Here is a 17,630-nt window from a genome sequence, read left to right on the forward strand (position 1 = left end):
TACTAATTTTGGACAATATCGGCGAGTTTTGTATAAAGCTTCTTTAATGACAATTGACGAAAAATTAGCATATAAAAACAATGAACATAGTAATAATCGCCAAAATCGTTCTTGGTATCGTAAAGGTTCATTGAATTTCTTACGTAACAGAGCATCATTCAAGACAGTTTCATTACCAAGTAACGGTCAAATTGAAATAAAATCAGCACACCATATCAAAATTCAAGGATTTGGTATTGTTCAAGTTGTTGAAAACATTAAGAACCTCAAAGGCTCTAAGATTGTCATTTCAAAAGTGAAACGTAAAAATAATGATCAATTTGAATTACAGTTAGTGTTCACTCAAGAGATTAAACGTCTTCCTCAACAACCTGCAATCGGTGTTGATTGGAATATGCATAATGATGAACTGTTTAGAACTAGTGTTAACCAAGTCATTAAGCCTAATGTAATTGTTTTTAACCAAGCCGACCGCCTTGAAGATGCAATTAATCAATTAAAATCATTACGTGACAAGACAACTTGGTTGAATGGCAATTCAAAACGTATTAGTACGATGAATAACCAAATTAGGTTCTTAAACATTAAGCGAAATAATATTCTAGATGAAGAATATAAACAACTTGCGCATCAACTTTTAGATAATAACAACGTAGTTGTGTTAGAAAATCTTGATTCTAAAGACATGTGGTCTGTCAAAAGAACTAACAAAGCTGCTAATCGTAAATTAGCTAAAGTAAAACTGTATGCATTGCAGTCTTTCATAACATCATTAGCAAATAAAACTGGTAAAACTCTAGTTAAAGTTGATGCGTACAAAACATCTCAAGTTGAATATGGTACTGAATTTGAACAAAAACACAAATTAGATGAAAAAATTGAATTATCAAATGGTGAAATAGTTCGTGGTTGGAAATCACTTACTGGCGATAATTCAATTGTAATTCGTGATCTAAATGCCGCTAAAAACATCTTAGCTTGGGGTGTGAACCCTGAAAAACACATTAAATTAAAAGACTACCCAAACCTAAAGCCAAGTAGTCTAGTATCAGTAAATTAGTAATAATATGGGCGTGACAGAACCTTGTCGTCCTTAAAGACTATAAGAATTAACCATTTGCGTATCAGTCTGAGCATGCAAAATGACTGCGATTTGGTTGATTGAGTTCCGTTTTTGGAAACCACTACGTAAGTAGTGCATTGTCTAAACGTTTTGGTGAATTAGAATTACTGTTTAGTAATTAGAATCGCCGAATCCCGTGACTTTAGTCATGGGAGAGTTCAAATAAACTATTTACAAAATCAAAGAAAGCGCTTACAATGAAATGTGTAGTTTTATAGACGCTTATGAACTTAGGTTTTATTAACAGGAAACGTTCTACCGAGCATACTGTGAAGCGAAGTACTTCTCCTTCAGATCTGACTAAAACCGTGTATGACGTACCAGTATGATTGACTATCAAGGTAAGCGGCTCAATGTAAATATAAGACCAAAAGCATCATAGTATACAACACTCTTTCACATTGTTTGTAAGCTATCGCTATAAAAACACTCAGGCACCTACTTTAGAGTAGGTGTTTTTTTGTGCAAGGGTAGTTTAGGAGGACGAAAATTAGTAAAATTACTAATAGGAGCATATTATGGAAAAAACAGATTGGGCTAAACCCTTACATCAAAAGTTAACGGCAACATATTTTGAAAAACTAGTAGAATTTATCAACCAAGTATATAACAGTCAGCAAACAATTTATCCGCCAGAAAATAAACTGTTTACAGCAATCGAGACAACCAGTCTGGCTAACGTAAAAGTGATCGTCGTTGGTCAAGATCCATATCATCAACCCGGGCAGGCGCAGGGATTGGCTTTTTCGGTACCGGAGAATACACCGGCGCCACCGTCTTTGCGGAATATTTTGAAGGAGGTTGCTGACGATTTGGGAGCGCCTCGAAATCATCATGATTTAATCACATGGGCGAGCCAAGGGGTGTTGTTGCTAAATACAGTTTTAACGGTGGTTGATTCTAAGCCGAACATTCATCGTGGTCGAATTTGGGAGCCACTCACGGATGCGATTATCGCAAGCGCATCAGATGATCCTCGACCCAAGGTGTTTATTCTATGGGGACGCTCTGCTCAAGAGAAAGCAAACCTGATTGATCAGCAAAGACATTTAATTATTAAGTCAGTTCACCCATCGCCTTTATCCGCATATCGTGGCTTTTTCGGTTCGAAGCCCTTTTCAAAGACTAATCATTTTTTAAGGGCGCAGGGTGAGGAAGCAATTGATTGGCTGAAGTAAGTGTGTCTGACTTTACTTTAAGTTTTCTCTGGCAAGATACTAGTATTAACATTTAAGAGACAGGAAGTTATGGAAAAAGAATATTTAAATGCACGCTTTGAATCAGAAGAATTTGATCGATTAAAAAAAGATATGGTGCAGTATGAGAGTGCACTCGCTGTGGTAAAGACACAATTAACAAATATTAACGCCTATTATAATGCTTACGAGGCAATTAATCCGATTGAACATATTAAGGCGCGGATTAAAGCGCCTGAATCAATTGCTGGCAAATTAATGAAGAAAGGGCTACCGGTCACGGCAGAAGCTGCTCGGGCAGAGCTATCAGATATTGCCGGTGTGCGGATTATTAGTTCGTATGCCAAGAATATTTATGAAATTGCAGACGTGATCAAGAACCAGCCTGATTTCACAGTAATTGAAGAAAAGGATTATGTAACTAATCCGAAGCCAAGTGGTTATCGAAGTTACCATATGATCGTTGAAGTTCAATTGGGGAGTTTATTTGACAACCAAAAACGGCGCGTTGAGATTCAATTACGAACTCAGGCAATGGATTTTTGGGCAACACTAGAACATAAAGCCCGATATAAGTACCGAGGGAAAATGCCAGCGCCATTAGCGGAAGAGTTGCAAAACTCGGCTGAGCAGATTCATGAGCTTGATGAACGGATGTATTTGATTCATGAATTGTTAGATTTGATCAATGAAGGAGACAATGATGACTAAGAAAATTTATATTGCTGATGATGAGGATAACATTCGTTTGGCAATCAAAGCCTTTTTGGAGAAGGCTGAGTATGAAGTGGTTGATTTTGCTACAGGTGATGAATTATTAGCTGAGTTTGAGCAAACACCAAGTGACTTCGTTATCTTGGATGTAATGATGCCTGGGTCAAATGGTTTTACAATTCTTCGATCAATCCGTGAGCAATCAACGGTGCCGATAATTATGTTGACTGCTCGCGACAGCGACTTGGATTACGCAACTGGATTGGACTTGGGATCGGATGATTACTTTACCAAGCCATTTAGCCCAATGGAGCTTGTTATGCGAGTGAAGGCGATTTTCCGTCGAATGGATTTTGAAAAAGAAAAGCATTCTAAGGATTAAGATTATGGAAGTAAGTGAGGCATATTTATGAAGCGACGACACCTTAAAAGCCTTAAGACACGGATGCTAATCGTAAATATTAGCTTTGTATTGTTTGCCTTTGCGGGCGCAATCGGTATTTTCAACGTCGTTATGGATACCTATATTAGCCATACTGCGACCCAGCAGCTTTCAACGGTTGTTAACTATGCGGACGCCAGTAGCAGCAGTAGTAGTAGTTCAGCTACGAGTGATAGTGGTAATAGTTCGACGGGGAGTACGGTTTTAAGAAGTCTTAACGATGCGCCCCGTGGGATTTTTAATGCCCATCCTTCATCGTTTACTGTAGACAATAAATATGCAGTGACCACACCAACTGAGACCTCAAATCTTGATCAGGGGATTGCTAAGAAAATTGCAAATGCACTAAAGGCGAAGTCGATTAACCTCAATAATCTGCATAATTATCGCTTTGTCGTCGATAATAAAACTTTTTATATTGAATCCTCAAAATTGGAGTCAGGGGAGACCTTGATCATGTACTTGGACATTTCGGGGATTACGAACTTTTCAAGCATGGTTAACACGATTTTAATTACGGTAGCGGCAATTGTAATTGTGATTTTGTCGTTTGCAATTACTCTGATAACGGGGCGGATGGTTAAACCGTTATCTGACCTTGCAGCTTTTGCTGGTCGGATTGGAAAGGGCGATTTTACGCCACTTGATGAACGGTTTGATAGTCAAGAGTTAGCAACTTTGGCAACAGCGATGAATACAACTGCCAGTGAATTGAACCATAGCGAGCAAAATCAAAAGATGTTCTTTCAGAATGCTTCGCATGAGTTGAGAACGCCTTTGATGGCGATTAAAAGTTATGCTGAGGGAATCAAGTACGATGTTATGGAACCTAAGATGGCGGGCGAAGTTATCATGACTGAGACGGACCGGATGAGTGAGCTGGTAGAAGATTTATTGACCTTATCTCGTTTGGATAATCTGAGCCATGAACAAGAGACAGTGTTGACGGATCTGCGGGAGCTGGTTGATGATGTTGTTGGCGAACAGGCGCCTATTGCAATGCAAAAGGGTGTCCAGATTGCGACCATCTTGCCAGGCAAGGCAGTTAAGATGGATTTAAACTATAAGGCAATGCGCCGCGCAATCAGTAACCTATTATCGAATGCACTCCGCTATGCTGATAAATCGGTCGATTTAACAATCAAGCAAAACAAAAAGGTAATCACATTAAGCGTTGCTAATGATGGTGCTGAAATTGATGCAGAGGAATTACCACATTTGTTTGAAAGATTTTATAAGGGACGCGGTGGTGTTCATGGGATCGGCTTGGCAATGGTGAAGGCGATCGTTGATCAGCACGCTGGTCAGATCACGATTGAGCGTCACGATGATAAGACATATTTTATTATGCGATTTGCCAGGCAATAATATTTTAAATATGAAGGATTGGACTTAACGATGTTAATACCAATCCTTTTTTGCTTGTTGATGATGTTTGAAGGGCTTATACTGAAAGCAAATTAGTTGGAATTTGGTGACAGATGTGAAGATGATAACGGCAAGTGAGCCAGATCGGTTACAAATTACAGAGAGCGTTTTGCACATTGTTGGTAAACGAAAGAAAGTTGCGAAGGACGTCTGGCTTTTCGTGGGTGGAGTTGATCAGGTAGGTGAGGAATATTTTGAGAAGGATAATTTTAAATTATATGGATACCATAAGTTCTTAATTATCCCGCGAAATGATATAACGTTGATAGCTGTGATCGAAGAAGTTGGGCTTGAGCAGGCTCAAGCAGGTCGGTCAAAGTTGATGATAGTAGATATTTAGCAATGTAACCTCAGTTAAGAGAGCGGTGGACACATGGTGGAATTACGAGATGCAACATATTGGGTCGAAGAAATTAATCGAGGGCGGGTAAGTCCGACAGAATTACTGGAGATGACGGCAGAAAAGATTGAGCGGTTAAATCCAAAGTATAATGCAATCGTTGCAAGTGATCTTGAGCGGGCACGACAAGACCTCAAGCAGACCAAACATGGATTATTTGCAGGGCTACCATTACCGCTTAAAATGCTGGGACAGAGTCATGTCGGCTTACCAGATACTGCAGGATCGCAAATTTTTAAGGATAATATTGCCAGCAATGATAGTGCCTTTGTGACGAAGTTGATGGAGGCAGGCTTTACGCCTTTTGGTCAGACGAATACACCAGAATTTGGTTTTAAGAATATTACGGACCCAAAGCTTTACGGACCAACAAGAAATGTCTGGAATCCAGCATATTATTCTGGCGGTTCATCCGGTGGTGCTGCATCTGCAGTGGCAGCTGGGATTTATCCAATGGCGGCCGGATCAGATGGGGGTGGTTCATTGCGGATCCCAGCTTCTTTTTCAGGTTTGCTCGGCTTTAAAGTAACCCGAGGGCGGATGCCACAAGGTCCTAATGGGTTTCGCTCATGGCAAGGAGCATCGACAAGTGGTGCGTTAACTGTTTCGGTTCGTGATATGGCGCGTTTTTTGGCGGTAAGTCAGACAGTGCAAGAGGCAGCGCCATACCAAACGCCCTTACTTCCTAAAGATCGGTTACTCGACATCCATGAATCTCGTAAGCGATTAAAGATTGCCTTTTCACTGGCGACACCGATTGATGGAATTGAGGTTTCTGAGACAGCTAAGTTAGCAGTGCAGAAAACGATTGGATACTTAGGTGAACAGGGGCATGAAATCGTTGAAGTTGCGTATCCAATGGATACTCGTGGATTAATTGAGAGTTATTATCAGATGAATGCGGCTGAAACGGCGGCGATGTTGCGGCCGTATGAGCAGGCAATTGGCCGTGAAGTTGCGGTCGATGAAATTGAACCGCTAAGCTTTGCTTTACTGAATGTTGGTCGAAAGATTAGCGCAATAAATTACATTGAAATTCTAAATAGTTGGGATCAAGCGACTGCGGTCTTTGAGGAACGTATCTTTAATGAATTCGATATATTTATTACGCCAACGTCTGCGCAAACTGCTCCAAAGATAGCCGATGACTTAGTGCCTGATACTGTGAGGGACGCAATTAGTAATATCAAAGCACTTAGTTTTGCAGAGCAGACTCAGGCAATCTCGGCTTATTTTGAACCCTCTTTGGCGATTACGCCATATCCGTTTACCGCCAACTTGACTGGGCAGCCGGTACTTTCGGTACCAGTCTTTGTTGACCAGCAAAGTGGTCTGCCACAAGGGGTTCAATTGTGGGGCGCCAAAAACAGTGAAATTACGATTCTCGAGTTGGCAAAAGAACTTGAAAATGGTGGTCAATTCATTTTACCTGCGGCGTATCGAAGTTAGATCTATTCGTGACAATTGTAAATGTATAGGAATGATACTCAAGTGATTAGATAAATATCTAATCACTTTTTTGTGGTGCTACTGTTTTGAAATGAAATTAATAACGTTGAGTATTTTAAAAGTATTTTTGTATTTGAAGGTATAGTGCTAGTTCTCACATGTTTCTTAGAAATTGATAGTCTTGTTCAAGCGCTGATATATAGCTGATTTTTAGGATTTTGAAATACTATGCAAGAACGCATTCAAGAAGCCTTTACAAAAAGTAAATATAGTTTTAGTATTTATATCGTAGGTTAATTTAGGTTATAGGAAGGTGTTAATTATTATGCTTAATTTTAAAAAGCCACTGGGCTTGGGTCTTTTTGGTTTAACGGTTGCTTCAGTCTTTGTACCAGTGCTTTCAGTTTCTGCTGAAAGTACAAATCAAAAGGTAGCGAATGAAAAGACGTGGGTTGTGGCGACATCGGGAACACTCTATCCAACCTCGTATCACGAATCAAAAGGAAGTGCTTTGACAGGGTACGATGTTGCCGTGGTGAAGGCGGTTGCTAAAGGGTTGAATAAAAAAGTTGTTTTCAAAGAAATGGATGTTGATGGAATGCTAACGTCTGTTAATAACGGTTCAGCAGTTATGGCAGCCAATGATTTTGGAATTTCGCCACAACGTAAGAAGCAGTTTACCCTTTCGACACCATATAAGTTTAGTTACGATTCTGCAATGGTCAGAAAAGGCGATGATTCGGGTATTACCAAAATCACTCAATTGACTGGTAAGAAGGCTGCTGGTGAAGCTGGAACTAATTATCAGAAGCTAGCTAGTCAGTTGGGAGCGACCCAAGTTAATTATGATAATGTTTCGAACGATGTTTATTTGCAAGACTTAGCAAATGGTCGCACGGATGTAATCTTAAATGACCATTACTTGCAAGAAATGGCTTTGAAGGCGATGCCTGATATGCAAAGTAAGTTAACGATCCCAAAGAAGTTCTACTTTACAACGCAAGATGATAAGGCAGGGACTGGGATTATCATGAAGAAGACGAATACTAAGATGGCTAAAGCGGTTAACCAAGAGATTACGAAGTTGGAGAAGAACGGGACGATTACTAAAATCTCAAAGCAATTCTATGGTGGTCAGGACGTCTCTAAGCATCCAAATGTTAAGACTACGTACATTACGATTAACGACAATTAGGCAGATATCTTATGGATCAGTTTTTAAACTGGATTAGCATCCCTAATTTTTTCAATGCCCATTTTGCTTGGCGGGCTTTGCCATATATTCTGCAAGGATTGCCTTTGACGATTGAACTTACGGCTGTTAGTTTTGTCGGTTCTTTGGTGTTGGGACTCTTTCTTACATTAGGACAGCTTAGTCAACGGCGATGGTTGCACAAACTTGCGCGCGCATATATATCAGTTATGCGCGGTGTGCCAACGTTGGTATTGTTGTTCTTATTTTACTTCGGTCTACCTTACGCTGGGGTGCAGTTAAATGCCTTTGTTGCAGCAAGTTTAACATTTGTGCTTAACGCAGCTGCGTTTGTTTCGGAGATCTTTAGAACATCCTTTATGGGCGTCGATGATGGTCAATGGGCAGCGTCGTATGCCCTTGGATTACCTTATTCTAAGGCAATTCGATTCGTGATTTTGCCGCAAGCCTTTCGGATTGCAGTTCCAGCATTAGGAAATATTCTACTGGATATGTTTAAAGGGACTTCTTTGGCAGCAATGGTCACTCTTTCGAAGATATTCATGCGTGCTAAAATAGAAGGAGGACAGCAGTTTGACTACATGACGGTGTATTTACTTGTTGCGCTGATTTATTGGAGCTGCTGTACTTTATTGACAGCTGGCCAAGCACGAATCGAACAGGCAATTAGTATTCCGGAAGTGTTGGATTAGGGATTTCCCTTGACCTGGACAATTTTGGATCATGGTGGGTTAAATAACGACGGTCTACTTTTAAAGGATGCAATGATAGGGAGAAAGTGATTAATATATGAAAGATGAACGCATAAATGATTGGTTGATGGTAATTGAGAGCTCAAAGAATCAGGCTCATTTGATGGACATCTTTGCTTGGATCAATAAAAATTACCCTCAATTAGAGGATGCCTTTAAGTGGCGGATGGCTCAGTTTCTTGACCATGGCGTTTTTATTATTGGATTTGACGTTGCAAAGAAGTGGATTACGATTGCCTTGGAAGATGAGCTTGAGCACTTTGCGACAGAAATCGACCAGGCAGGTTATTATCGCACGGCAAAATTGATGCGGATCGGTGAAAATCAGTCTGTTGATTATCAGTTATTAGCAAAAATGATTGAGTGGCAGCTCGAAGGTAAACGTGATATAAAATCATTCTGGCGACCAAAGAAGTAATGATAGCAGGGCATTTAACTGATGCAAGATTCTGTGCCTTACTAGGTGAGCACAGAATATTTTGCATTTTATGCGCAATCTCAACTGACAAATATTCTGAAAAGTAGAATCCTTTATTTTAAAGCATCTGAGGCTATTTAATATTGCTATTCAAAATGACATTTTTTGACATGAATTTTGCTCAGCGAAATGATATTATTTTAATGTTTTAGTAGCTCACGATTAAACGTTTCCCCCTGAGACATTTTAATCAACATATATACTATATTGAGCAAAAGAATGACTGTCAGCAGGCCGAACCCTATCCTTTGGCCAAAATAATCTTGGATCAATTATCTGACGGTGGTTGTGTCTTTATGTTTAACTGGCAGAGTGCACAAGTTTGGTTCAACACCGAATAAGGACACAATGTTATCGAATCGGGCTATTCACAATTTATACTTATTAAGGGGTCATTCACTTAACAATATAAATTATGCTTGAATCGACAGCAGTTGATCTACAAAAGGATGGCCAAGTTAATCTGGGTCGTTCTTTTGTTTTGTCAGAATATATTACTAAGTTGAACGCTGATTTAACTTCGATATTTCCGGAAAGCATAATTTTTGTAGGCCCTCGATAAACATGTTACCGTTAGTGTGTCTCTAAGGCTGGCCAATTTTTTACTCTCGGTTCGCATCCGGGTAGAGACAAAACGAATTCAAGGTATCTAGTCTAACAATGATCTAGGTACCTTTTTTAGCTGAGCATTATCTAAGCAAGTCGGCAACTAGTTAAATATAATAGAGGTATAACAAGTTTCTGAGGAGGTAGCTTATGTTTACAAGTGTTCAATTGGTTTCCAGTAAATCACGATTAGCATTGAGTGAAGCAACAGAAAATTTGGTTAATGTAGAGATTGAGCCAATCCTAGGGGTTCATCGAAATATTGGTGTTGGTGTTGTCCACCGTTTGTTAGTTAAAACCATTAGTGAGTTGGATGAGAGCATGCAAAGAATTGATTTGGTGCAAGTGTTTAAGCCGGTTTTTGGTCCGGCAATAATCACCAATATCAAGAAATTACGCAGTTCTAAAATAACGTAAAAGACATCTACTGTAGTGAGATGTCTTTTTTGTTGTAATTAAAATAAAAAAGCTGATGTATCAGGCAGTGAACCTGTACATTAGCACTTGAGAAAACTATGAATTCTCTAAAATGGAGCCGAAGGGGGTGAAACCAATGTCTGTAAATACCTATCTATCAATGCTTAATAAAATTTATGCGGATTTGCCCCACTTGTACCCCCAGTGTAAAAAGTAAGTAGCGAGTGAAGGAGTTTAAAAGTTGACTAATGGTATGAACATATCTGCTGTTTGGGCTCGCATTTCATCGTTGAATGTTGCATATACTCCGAGTCTTGTCCGTATATCATCGTATTTGTACCTTTGGTTTTGTTTGTTTTGAAATTTCTGGTCATAATAAAAAAACCGAAAATTGGCTTAACCCTCGGGGTACATCTCATCAATAGCCTTTTTATTTGTTCACGTAGTATTTTGGTTTCGTATATATCGCATTATGTATATGATGAGTTAATATTTACGATAACCTTTTTGGCAGGAATGTTACATTAGTTCATTAAAACAGTACGACGTCTGATTAAATTCAGGCGTTTTTATTTTGCAGTGAAAGGTGGAAATGATTACAAATTCTTATTTGGAAATGTTGTTTTTCAGAACATTTTTGGATAATGCATTTGTTCTTTTGAGATGATATATTAATGTTTATTATAAAGTTTGATTATGAAACTTTTGGTTCCTCTAGCTCAGTTGGTTAGAGCAGATGGCTCATAACCGTCCGGTCGTTGGTTCGAGTCCAACGTGGAACATTACTGCCGGCTCATATCATTCACAGAATAAATAATCATGAAATATATTATTACCCACAGTATTCTTATGCCGGCAGTATTCATGTCTCTATAGCTCAGTTGGGAGCAAATTTAAATTTTCTTTCTAACAAATACTAAATCATTGGTTCGAATCCAAATAGAGACGTTGTCGCCAAGCCTTCTTATTTGAAATTTCTATTTATAATAACGAAATAGCATTCAACTAAAAAAACTGACCTTGAGAAATATTGGCGACAAACTTATCCATATAGACATCTAACATTTGTTGGATGTCTTTTATTTTGCAAAGAAAGGTGGTGGGAGTTGTGTAGTTGTGAAAAAAGATAAAGAGTATGGCTTGGTATCTGGTAACGATGAGTTACGGATATTGAGACGGCTAGATGATGAACTTAGTAACAATCAATGGGAAGCCTAACCCTAAGCGGATGAACAGTTACTAAGTCACCAGCGTAATGTTGGTGGCTATTTTTGTATAGGGAGGTGAAGGCATGTGGCACAGACGTTCTACAAGAAGACTGATAGAGTCAAGTTCTATCGTTCAAGAAAGTGGAAGAAGTTATGTGATGAAATGGTTAAGAAGTATCATCATGAATGTGTGGTGTGTTTAGCTGAGGGCAGGATAACCATAGATAGGATGTCGGATATAGTGATGGAGGTAGGCCGTATACAATCCATCATTGATCGACCTGACCTAGTACTTGACTAAAGCAACTTGTAACCACTGTGTTGTGTTTATCACAACGCTAAAAAATATTTCAATGTTAAGATCGAATAAAAAAATCCAGATTAATAACGGCCACAACATCTTAATCTTATGACATCATTTGTTATTCGAATTTTTACTAGACGATAGATGAGGGTAAAATAAAACGCCATTCAGGAAAGAATGACGACATAATTAGTGAAGGGGTTTAGTTCTATTTTACAGATGTAGCTAATTTAGCCCCTTTTGTTTGATTTTCAGTGATTCTCTATGAACTCGTGTGCACACCCTATGAATAGGGATAATAATAAACAAAAACGCCGGTGTATGAGGCTTTATACCTATACATCAGCGTTTGCAGGAATGATTTAAATTCCCTCAATGGAGCCGAGGGGAGTTGAACCCCTGTCCTAACATTTCGGAACTAAAACGTCTACGTTCATAGTCTACCAATTTAAAATTCGTCATATTGCCCGCCGGTAAACAAAGCCACCTTTATGACTAGTCTGATAATCTTCTTCTAAACAACTCCAGACGTAAGTTAATTAGCGTAGATTACTAAGTTTTAGACCAAGATCAACCGGTAATCACAGCAGATTTTGGCAACGCTAGCTGGTTTTTAAGCAGCGAAAGCGTAAGTTTTGTTTGAATTTTTTGCAGTTATTCTGTCTGAGTGGATTATAGGGCCACAACCCCTAAACGCGATTTTAGCACGAACAATGTCAGTCGATTCCGTAACGACCCCGTAATCTTCGTGTACTTTAGTATACATGATTATGTGACACGATGCGAATTATTGCATGTAAAAACCGACTACCATGCGCGTATGGATAGCCGGTCAAAGTGCGCGTTAATTTCAATCAACATTTTTTTGTTTCATTACTAATAGCTCGCAGTATTTTGAACAATTTCTATTATACCTAATTTTTTGAAAAATGTGAAAGTTATCGATAGACTCCCTAAAGAATGAGCGCTTGAAGGCGGTTGTCTTTTCGGCTATCCTTATAGCTAAAGCGTAGTTTTATTTTGATATTTTGTGAGGATTTGAAATGCCAACAACCATTTTTGCATTCAGCGTGCTCTTAGCAGCATTTTCAAATTTAATCTTGTTTATTAACTTGCCATCAGATATTATGCGTTGGTATGGTTTTTTTGCTCAGCTAATTTTGATTATGGTGGCATTACTGGTCTTGATCAGCTCACATGATTTACCAAAGGTTAAATTAGAAGGCGGCAGTTTTCAACGCCTGACTAAAAGTGAATTAATTATTTTTATTGAACTCGTTCTGACGGTTGCAATCGCTGTTTGGATGTTTATTGTGTTATAAAAGGAGAAGGTGAAAGATGGCAGATATTGATTTATCACGAAGTAATGATTATCGAAATGTAACGGATGAATTTAAATCATTTGAAAATGATGAAATTAGAGCGGCGCTTGATGGGCGTCGTGGGAAGTTGGTTACGATACTCCAGAACTTATCACATGATTTTAATAAGGGAACTGCGATTCGAAATACAAATGCGTTTTCGGGGCGTAAGGTTATTTTCTTGAACTCTGAGAACCGGACGGTTGTTAATAGTGAGACTGGTGTGAAGAAATACGATACCCGTGGGGCGGTTGGCGCACACCACTATGAGCACATTGAGCATCATGTCATTACAGACTTTCAGGCAGTTTTTGACGAGCTTCACGCTGAAGGCTACACGATTTTTGCGGTTGATAATATCCCAGAGTATAATCCAGAAAATGTGTTTGATGTTGATTTCCCCGAGAAATCAGCGTTTGTTTTTGGTGAAGAACAGCTAGGTTTAGCTGACGATATTATCAAGGCAGCTGATCGAATGATTTATTTGCCTCAGTCTGGTTCAGTTCGTTCGCTAAACGTTTCAGTGGCTCACGGAATTATTATGGCTTTCTATACTCAACAGCATCGTTACAAGTAGGAATTGTGGTGAAGTGATGGCACGGACATGGAATGAGATTACGGCGGATTATCGTTCAAATGCGAATCCAGAAACAATGTTGATTGTTGATGCGTTAACGGAATTGGTTGTTCGGCGAATTGATTTGGGGCTGACACAGGCAGATGTGGCTCTTCGTGCGGGGGTTCCGCAGTCGACGATCGCGCGGATTGAGTCTTTAAACAAAGGGTTGCCAACATTAAAGTCTTTAGTTAAATATGCTAATGCCGTAGAAATTGACTTGCGTTTAGCATTAATTCCTTTTGAAGATGAGAGTAAAAATGATTAAAAAAGCACTTGATTTTCCAGCAGTGGAAGATCAAGTGCTTTTGTTTTAGAAGTAGGTGTGAACCTCTTTGGGAACTGTTTCGACCAGGATGTTACCGCGATGTACAGAGTAGAGCAGCTCGGCGCGCTCATTTAATGTAGTCAAAAAGTCAGGTGCATCAAAGATTAAGAAACTAGCTGGCTTACCAACTTCGATGCCATAATGATCTTCAACGTGCATTGTAATAGCACCATTGCGTGTAATAAATCGATAAGAGTCTTGAATTTCGCTATAGCCCATGACCTGTGTTGCGTGGAGTCCCATGTGGAGTACGTCGAGCATGTCACCGTTTCCGATCGGATACCAAGGATCCTTGATGTCATCTTCGCCGAAGGCTACGTTGATACCAGCAGCATCCAGTTCCTTGACTCTTGTTAAACCACGGCGCTTTGGGTAGGTATCAAAACGTCCGCCTAGGTACATATTGATTAATGGGTTAGCGATAAAGTTAATTTTCGACATCTTTAGTAGTCGCATTAATTTATAAACATAGGCATCATTATATGAACCCATTGCAGTTGTGTGTGAAGCGGTGACTTTATTTAACATGCCACTCTCAAGTGCAAGTGTGGCCATAGTTTCTAGTGAACGAGATTGTTCATCGTCAATTTCGTCCGTATGGGCGTCAATCAATAAATTGTATTTTTGTGCGACCTCAAAAGCAAACTTCATCGAAGCCACCGCGTATTCTCTTGTGAATTCGAAGTGCGGAATGGCGCCAATTGCATCAACGCCTAGCTCTGCTGCCTGGACCAGTAATTCTTTACCACCAGGATATGATAAAATCCCTTCTTGTGGGAAAGCGACCAACTGAAGTTCCATCCAGTCCTTAACTTCTTCACGAACCTCGATTAGGGCTTTGAGGGCCACAAGATCGGGATCGGTGATATCAACGTGTGAGCGGACAAACTGAAGTCCGTGGGAAGCTTGCAATCTTAGTGCGGTCAGAGCGCGTTGCTTTACATCCTCATGCGAAAGGGTCTTCTTGCGTTCAGACCAAATCCTGATACCATCAAATAAGGTTCCAGATTCATTGTATTCTGGATCACCAGCAGTCATGGTTGAGTCTAGGTGAACGTGTGGATCAACAAAAGGTGGTAGGGCAAGTTTTCCATTTAAATCAATGACTTTTTCATCCACTTTAGCGGATAAATTAGAGCCGATTTCTGAAAAAAATCCGGCGTCTATTCGTAAGTCCTGTAGTTGTGTGCCAATTTCGATGATAACATTCTTGAATAACATAGTATTTTCTCCTGATATACTTTAATGTCAATTTTGTTCAGTATAAGTCAAAAGGTGCCAATTACCAAGTCTTTTTGAAATACTGCTTCCTTAAAATCGTCTTGCAATTTATGTTAATTATCTGGTACTATCAAAAAAACCACTTTTTAAGACGGTCCCGTGAGGCCGACAAGGGCGTTATACGAATGAATGAGTAAGTGGTTCTTACGCTTTTTAGCGTGAGGACTTTTCTTTTGTTAAAGTTCTTGAGGGTGGCAAAAGGAGAAGTAATATGAAGAATGCAACAGAACAAATTGCTCAAAAGACTTTTGGTGAAGTTGAGGCGATTCCAAGTAGCCAGCGGAGTGCAACCGGCTGGGATATGACGGCAACTTGGATTGGTGCCAACGCTAATAACGGGACTTGGTATATTGGTGGTGTGATAGCGGCTGCAGGGATGTATACTGCGTCAGTTACCTTGATTATGGTAGGAATTCTTTCATATGTATTCTTGGCGCTGGCGGGATTGATGGGTTATCGGACAGGGCTGCCAGCAATGGCATTAACTCGAGCGTCGTTTGGCCTGAGAGGTTCGTTTGTGCCTTCAATTATTAATCTAGTTCAGTTCATCGGGTGGGCCGCCGCAAATACGTTTATTGCGGCAATTTCAATCTCAACAATCTTTAATAGTATCTTTGGCTGGCCCGCTTACGGAAGTAAGGGTGGCAATACGGGCTTGATTGTTGGGATTATCATTATGTCATTATTGCACTTGGCCTCGATATCATTAGGTGAGAAGTCTGTGCGGATGATTGAACGCGTTGGAATTATCTTGGTGATTATCTTTGTGGTTTGGGAATCTGTAGTGGTCTTTCGAAACGTATCGTTAAGTCAGATTACTGCATGGCAACCACCACATGCGGTTCGCTTATCATCTGGGGCCGTTGTTGATATTCTGGCGGCGTTTAACTTAGCATGGGTAACTGCAGCTTCAGATTTTACTCGATATGCAAAAAAGGAACGTTCAGCGACTGTAATGTCATTTTTAGGTGCGAATATTGGTCTGTTCTGGTTTGCGTTCATTGGGCTTACTGCGACAATTGCGACCGCAATTACAATGCGAGCATTTGATCCAAATGACTCCGACCCCTCAACGATTGCAATCAAGTTGGGCTTGGGAATGATTGCGTTACTGGTGATTGTAATAACATCAACCACTGCCAACGCAGTCAATCTGATGGCAGCTGGTTCGGCACTAACAAATATGTGGCATCGGATGCGCTTGGGTGTTGCTTTATGGATTGTTACTTTCGCCGCAACTTTGGTTTCATTTATTCCACTCTGGTTTGCTAATTTTCTAACAGATTTTATTACCTTCTTAGATTTTATTGGTATGTTCCTTGGCCCTGAAATTGCAGTCTTTCTGGTTGATTATTTCTTGATTCGACATGGTAAGTATCAATTAGAAGAGTTTGTAAAAGTTGATGGGGTTTATTGGTATCAAGGTGGAATTAATTGGCGGGCGATTGCTGCTTGGGTTATTGGTTTAGTCTCATATTGGGTAATTGGCCGAATTCCAGTAATTAAGGAAACCATCGGAGCAACTTTTGTTGCGATGGCAATTGCAGGACTGGTGTATTATGTGATGGCTCGCAAAGCTCAACGGACAATTGATTAGTAATCCCGGTTGTGATGAGTAATCGTCCAAAAATTGGTAATGAAAATTACTATTAATAACTTTGTGTAAGTAAAGAAGTCGTAATAATGGTTTGACGATTAGAATTACTTATCAATTTGTTAAGGGAAATTTTATATTTATAAGATGTTTTTGAGGCTAATGTTTCAAGATGTGAAAATGATTAACCGTGATTAAATCGGCGTTGATTGCTTGGATTGTTACACAAATGTAAAATGGCTAGCGATTATTCATAGCAGACACGTTCTTTTGTAAAAGGAATGTAACATTTATCAAAGATGACCTGCTACACTAGATACATTGAGCGGTATGCAGTTAATACCTTTAGTAATCTTAAATAAAACACATAAACGGGAGAATACGTACCTTATGAATAAAGTAACACAAGCAGCATTGACGGTCGCTGGAATGGCAGCAGTTGCGATTTCAACTCAAGTTTCAGCCAAGGCTGATACGTATACGGTTAAAGCTGGCGATACACTTTCAAAGATCGCCCGCGAAAGTGACACGACGGTTTCAAGTTTAGCCGCCATTAATGATATTCAGAATGTTGATTTGATTTTTGTTGATGATGAAATTGAGACAACTGGAACTGTTGCAACTGCAGCACCAGTAGTAGCATCATCAGCCGCTGTTGTATCAGAAGCACCAGTGGTAGAATCATCAGCTGCTGTTGTGTCAGAAGCACCAGTAGTAGAA

General features: G+C 39.7%; 17 protein-coding genes, 1 tRNA gene and 1 other RNA gene. 17 read left to right on the top strand and 2 right to left on the bottom strand.

The features are described from left to right. The 12 genes from ESZ50_RS10365 to ESZ50_RS10420 all read left to right on the top strand — a co-directional run. The coding region (locus tag ESZ50_RS10365) for a transposase (RefSeq protein WP_222860812.1) at window positions 1–1,060 on the top strand (1,060 nt) is incomplete at its 5' end. 581 nt (window positions 1,061–1,641) lie between these two features. Next, complete coding sequence (locus ESZ50_RS10370; protein WP_148623713.1) at window positions 1,642–2,301, top strand: uracil-DNA glycosylase; 660 nt, start codon at window positions 1,642–1,644, stop codon at window positions 2,299–2,301. Between the two features lie 69 nt (window positions 2,302–2,370). Further along, window positions 2,371–3,030 (top strand): GTP pyrophosphokinase, encoded by a 660-nt coding sequence (locus ESZ50_RS10375; protein WP_148623715.1) that lies wholly within the window; start codon window positions 2,371–2,373, stop codon window positions 3,028–3,030. Next, window positions 3,023–3,415, top strand: coding sequence for a response regulator transcription factor (locus ESZ50_RS10380; RefSeq protein WP_148623717.1), 393 nt, complete (start codon window positions 3,023–3,025; stop codon window positions 3,413–3,415). The genes ESZ50_RS10375 and ESZ50_RS10380 overlap by 8 nt, the downstream gene beginning before the upstream one ends. 27 nt (window positions 3,416–3,442) lie before the next feature. Continuing rightward, on the top strand, window positions 3,443–4,843 hold the full coding sequence (locus tag ESZ50_RS10385; protein ID WP_148623718.1) for a sensor histidine kinase: 1,401 nt from the start codon (window positions 3,443–3,445) through the stop codon (window positions 4,841–4,843). Window positions 4,844–4,958: 115 nt separating this feature from the next. Beyond that, window positions 4,959–5,243 (top strand): hypothetical protein, encoded by a 285-nt coding sequence (locus tag ESZ50_RS10390; RefSeq protein ID WP_222860813.1) that lies wholly within the window; start codon window positions 4,959–4,961, stop codon window positions 5,241–5,243. Window positions 5,244–5,276: 33 nt separating this feature from the next. Then, entirely contained in the window at window positions 5,277–6,752 is a 1,476-nt protein-coding gene (locus ESZ50_RS10395; protein ID WP_148623722.1) for an amidase family protein, read from the top strand. A 325-nt stretch (window positions 6,753–7,077) separates the two neighbouring features. Beyond that, on the top strand, window positions 7,078–7,947 hold the full coding sequence (locus ESZ50_RS10400) for a transporter substrate-binding domain-containing protein (protein WP_148623724.1): 870 nt from the start codon (window positions 7,078–7,080) through the stop codon (window positions 7,945–7,947). Window positions 7,948–7,958: 11 nt separating this feature from the next. Beyond that, entirely contained in the window at window positions 7,959–8,657 is a 699-nt protein-coding gene (locus tag ESZ50_RS10405) for an amino acid ABC transporter permease (protein WP_148623726.1), read from the top strand. A gap of 97 nt (window positions 8,658–8,754) precedes the next feature. Further along, on the top strand, window positions 8,755–9,135 hold the full coding sequence (locus ESZ50_RS10410) for a DUF1801 domain-containing protein (protein ID WP_148623728.1): 381 nt from the start codon (window positions 8,755–8,757) through the stop codon (window positions 9,133–9,135). A gap of 816 nt (window positions 9,136–9,951) precedes the next feature. Further along, window positions 9,952–10,218, top strand: coding sequence for a hypothetical protein (locus ESZ50_RS10415; protein ID WP_148623729.1), 267 nt, complete (start codon window positions 9,952–9,954; stop codon window positions 10,216–10,218). Between the two features lie 708 nt (window positions 10,219–10,926). Continuing rightward, window positions 10,927–11,000, top strand: a tRNA-Ile gene (locus ESZ50_RS10420). Between the two features lie 1,103 nt (window positions 11,001–12,103). Here ESZ50_RS10420 and ssrA read toward each other — a convergent pair. Then, window positions 12,104–12,469, bottom strand: a transfer-messenger RNA (tmRNA) gene (ssrA, locus tag ESZ50_RS10425). A gap of 304 nt (window positions 12,470–12,773) precedes the next feature. On the opposite strand from ssrA, the gene ESZ50_RS10435 reads away from it, so the two are divergent. From ESZ50_RS10435 to ESZ50_RS10445, 3 genes are read left to right on the top strand one after another with little or no spacing between them, the layout of a single operon-like run. Beyond that, window positions 12,774–13,052 carry a hypothetical protein gene (locus ESZ50_RS10435; RefSeq protein ID WP_148623731.1) on the top strand — a complete coding sequence of 93 codons (279 nt, stop codon included), beginning with the start codon at window positions 12,774–12,776 and terminating at the stop codon, window positions 13,050–13,052. Between the two features lie 16 nt (window positions 13,053–13,068). Continuing rightward, window positions 13,069–13,668: a TrmH family RNA methyltransferase gene (locus ESZ50_RS10440; RefSeq protein WP_148623733.1), complete on the top strand. Its 600-nt coding sequence runs from the start codon at window positions 13,069–13,071 to the stop codon at window positions 13,666–13,668. Window positions 13,669–13,684: 16 nt separating this feature from the next. Continuing rightward, window positions 13,685–13,975 carry a helix-turn-helix domain-containing protein gene (locus tag ESZ50_RS10445; protein ID WP_148623735.1) on the top strand — a complete coding sequence of 97 codons (291 nt, stop codon included), beginning with the start codon at window positions 13,685–13,687 and terminating at the stop codon, window positions 13,973–13,975. A gap of 45 nt (window positions 13,976–14,020) precedes the next feature. Here the strand turns inward: ESZ50_RS10445 and codA are convergent, their stop codons facing one another. Continuing rightward, the gene (codA, locus tag ESZ50_RS10450) at window positions 14,021–15,256 is read right to left on the bottom strand and encodes a cytosine deaminase (RefSeq protein ID WP_148623737.1); all 1,236 of its coding nucleotides are present in this window, start codon (window positions 15,254–15,256) and stop codon (window positions 14,021–14,023) included. A 271-nt stretch (window positions 15,257–15,527) separates the two neighbouring features. Between codA and ESZ50_RS10455 the strand changes: the two genes are divergently transcribed. Further along, window positions 15,528–16,913, top strand: a complete 1,386-nt coding sequence (locus ESZ50_RS10455) for a cytosine permease (RefSeq protein ID WP_148623739.1) — start codon at window positions 15,528–15,530, stop codon at window positions 16,911–16,913. 387 nt (window positions 16,914–17,300) lie between these two features. Next, window positions 17,301–17,630: LysM peptidoglycan-binding domain-containing protein (locus tag ESZ50_RS11860; RefSeq protein WP_246111551.1), on the top strand; the 330-nt coding region annotated here is incomplete at its 3' end.

Source organism: Weissella muntiaci (assembly GCF_008107635.1).
GTDB classification, from domain to species: domain Bacteria; phylum Bacillota; class Bacilli; order Lactobacillales; family Lactobacillaceae; genus Weissella; species Weissella muntiaci.